Below are 2,647 nucleotides of genomic sequence, written 5' to 3'. Positions count from 1 at the left end.
TAAGCAGAGTTTTTGAAATGTAAGGCCTTTGAATAAGACAAAAGGCTGCCTCATCGCTAACTTTGCAACAGTGCCGTAAAGGCGGCCTTATCCACCATTTCCCGAACAAGCAGGCGCTAATATTCGCCCTGTTCGCGCGTCTGCTGGCAATCATGGAAGAAGCGATTACCGCGCTGATGCAACAGGATGGCGTGAGCTATGGCCGGTTTACCCGCGCCTATCTGAACTATCTGGCGGATCTCACGGACACCCATGAAAGCCGCCAGCTTATGGTTTTGTCGCTGGCAATGCCCGATGAACCGGTGCTGCGCAAATGCTGGCGCGACTGGATGCTGGAGAAACTGGCGCAGGGCGATGAGCTGGATAACAGCCCAACCGGCACGCTGGTGCGCTACGCCGCTGACGGCATCTGGCTTTCGGAGTTGACGGAAGGGATCACCATGAGCGCCGACCACCGTCGCGCGCTGGTTGACTCCCTGAATAAAATGACGCTTCCCGCGTGAAGCACAGACTGAGGCCGCGATGCGCTACAACATCAATGCCCGTTTTATCTACGACGCCACCGACGGAACCCTGACGCTGCCGCAAAGCGATGAACCGGACAGCCAGCTATCCCTCACCGCCAGCGCCCTGTTTAACTATTTTCTGCGCCATACCGAGATTGTCAGCCGGGAAGATGTTCTGAAAAAAGTCTGGGATGACAATGGATTAACCTCATCCAACAGCAATCTGAATCAGTATCTCAGCATGCTGCGGAAGACCTTTCGCCATTACGGCGTCGATAACATCATCGTCACCGTCTCGCGCGGCTATTTGCAGCTTAATCCCGAGGTCATTATCGAAGCGCTGGACGACGCGCCGCCGGTTTCACCACAACAGACGCCTGCCGAACCGCCGCCCGTTACGACAACGCCAGACGCACCGCGCTCCGCACATGCTCGCGGGATGTGCTGGTACATGGCCGGAGCCTGCTTGCTCACCATTGCCCTGCTTCTGGTTGCCTTCAGTCTGGTCGGCATCAGTGAATCCCAGCCTATCGCGCTGACCCGCCTCAGCCATAGCCAGTGCGAACTGCTGGCCAGCGATGAAATGCGACGTTCGGTCAGTGAAGAGTCCTACGGCAAAAACTTCGATGAGGTACGCCAGCGGCTGAATATTGCCTGTAAACCCGGTGAACGTTTTCTTTTCTTCTACGGCGATCGGCTCGAAACCAACGGGCTGGGGCGCGTGTTCCTTGCCCACTGCGCCATGCATGAAGATAACCCGTTCAGCTATTGCGATAACTACTTTTACTACTCCTGGAAGCCGTAATGAGACTCGCGCCGCGTCCGTTCTTTGCCCTCTGCGTTCTGGTATTTATTGCCGCCGCCGCGTTTAGCGCCTGGCGGCTGCTGCCTGCCGACAACGCGGGTGTCATGAGCTGTTCCACTAAGGGCATCATGCGCTTTGAGAACATGGACAAAGAGAACGTTAACGGCAATATTCACTTCAATTTTGGCGCGCAGGGTAAAGGCTCGATGGTGGTCGAAGGTTACACCGACTCCGCCGCCGGCTGGCTCTACCTGCAACGCTACGTGAAGTTTACCTACAGCAGCAAACGCATCTCGGCCACCGAGCGTCATTACCGCATCAATCAGTGGGAATCGAGCGCCTCCTCGATTGATGAATCGCCGAACGTGATTTTCGACTACTTTATGCGCGAGATGTCCGACAGCCACGACGGGCTGTTTCTCAACGCTCAGAAGCTCAACGAAAAGGCTATCTTGCTCAGCTCTATCAATTCACCGCTGTGGATCTGCACGTTGAAATCCGGCAGTAAGCTGAACTAACCCGTCAATCAAAAAAGACCATCCCCTTGTAGGGGCGTTCGCGACAGGCGGCCAGCCGCTGCGCCAGATTCCCCACATGCAGCTCCAGCTTATGGCCGTCAGGGTCGAGAAAATAGTAAGACGCCCCTTCACTGCGGTTATCTTTCCATACCTCAGCCCCCGCCTGCGCCAGCAGAGCCACCACCCCGGCAAACTCTTCTTCCGCCACGCTGAAGGCGTAGTGGGTATAGTCGCTTTCCTGAGGGGGCGTTTTACGCCGCTGCTCATCCAGCGACAAGCACAGCCACAGCGCCCCACAGGAGAGATAGGCTCCGCTATCCCAGCTGGCGTGCAGGCGCATTCCAGGTAACTGCTGATAAAATGCCAGGCTTGACGCCAGATCGCTGACCGCCAGCGTCAGATGATTCAATCCCTGCAGCATGACTTTTCCTCCCGTTATCAAACCCTGTTGTAAACTGTGATCGGCGACGCATCCCCTCCCGGCCTCACCTCATCACCGGCTAAAAAGCGCATTTTTTGCGTTTAGCCTGCCATCGGAAACCTGCGCCTCGCCACACTAATCCCCACTCTATGTTACCCCTTTTTTGAAATCATTTAGCAATCCAATAACATTTCATCCCCCCGGAAAAAGCGGGCTAAAAATCGCCTTATTGAAGACCAAATCAGCACCGACATTACAGCATAAAGACATAAATAAACGCCCTAAAAAGACTAAATCACAGAGCTATATCCTAAATAATTACGGCACTGTTGCAAATAGTCGGTGGTGATAAACTTATCATCCCCTTTTGCTGATGGAGCTGCACATGAACCCATTC

The 2,647-nt window shown here is 54.6% G+C and carries 3 protein-coding genes and 1 pseudogene; 3 read left to right on the top strand and 1 reads right to left on the bottom strand.

Annotated features, from left to right (window positions below; all coding sequences use genetic code 11):
• Positions 1 to 77: 77 nt before the first annotated feature.
• The 3 genes and pseudogenes from L2I46_RS28915 to L2I46_RS28905 all read left to right on the top strand — a co-directional run.
• Positions 78 to 503: pseudogene (locus L2I46_RS28915) on the top strand (TetR/AcrR family transcriptional regulator); the annotation flags it as partial.
• A gap of 19 nt (positions 504 to 522) precedes the next feature.
• Positions 523 to 1,311 (top strand): winged helix-turn-helix domain-containing protein, encoded by a 789-nt coding sequence (locus L2I46_RS28910; RefSeq protein WP_014839978.1) that lies wholly within the window; start codon positions 523 to 525, stop codon positions 1,309 to 1,311.
• Complete coding sequence (locus tag L2I46_RS28905; RefSeq protein WP_014839979.1) at positions 1,311 to 1,829, top strand: FidL-like protein; 519 nt, start codon at positions 1,311 to 1,313, stop codon at positions 1,827 to 1,829. Before L2I46_RS28910 ends, L2I46_RS28905 begins: the two co-directional genes overlap by 1 nt.
• A gap of 4 nt (positions 1,830 to 1,833) precedes the next feature.
• On the opposite strand, the gene L2I46_RS28900 is transcribed toward L2I46_RS28905, so the two are convergent.
• Positions 1,834 to 2,250, bottom strand: coding sequence for a fosfomycin resistance glutathione transferase FosA3 (locus tag L2I46_RS28900; RefSeq protein ID WP_014839980.1), 417 nt, complete (start codon positions 2,248 to 2,250; stop codon positions 1,834 to 1,836).
• Positions 2,251 to 2,647 lie beyond the last annotated feature (397 nt).

The organism is Klebsiella sp. 2019SCSN059 (assembly GCF_021739525.1).
Taxonomy (GTDB): Bacteria; Pseudomonadota; Gammaproteobacteria; order Enterobacterales; family Enterobacteriaceae; genus Klebsiella; species Klebsiella quasipneumoniae.
This window is presented reverse-complemented; position numbering and strand designations above follow the sequence as displayed.

Bases quoted from the DNA above. Each gene is read 5' to 3' on its own strand.
- L2I46_RS28910 (WP_014839978.1), top strand. From the start codon at position 523: ATGCGCTACAACATCAATGCCCGTTTTATCTACGACGCCACCGACGGA.
- L2I46_RS28905 (WP_014839979.1), top strand. From the start codon at position 1,311: ATGAGACTCGCGCCGCGTCCGTTCTTTGCCCTCTGCGTTCTGGTATTT.
- L2I46_RS28900 (WP_014839980.1), bottom strand. From the start codon at position 2,250: ATGCTGCAGGGATTGAATCATCTGACGCTGGCGGTCAGCGATCTGGCG.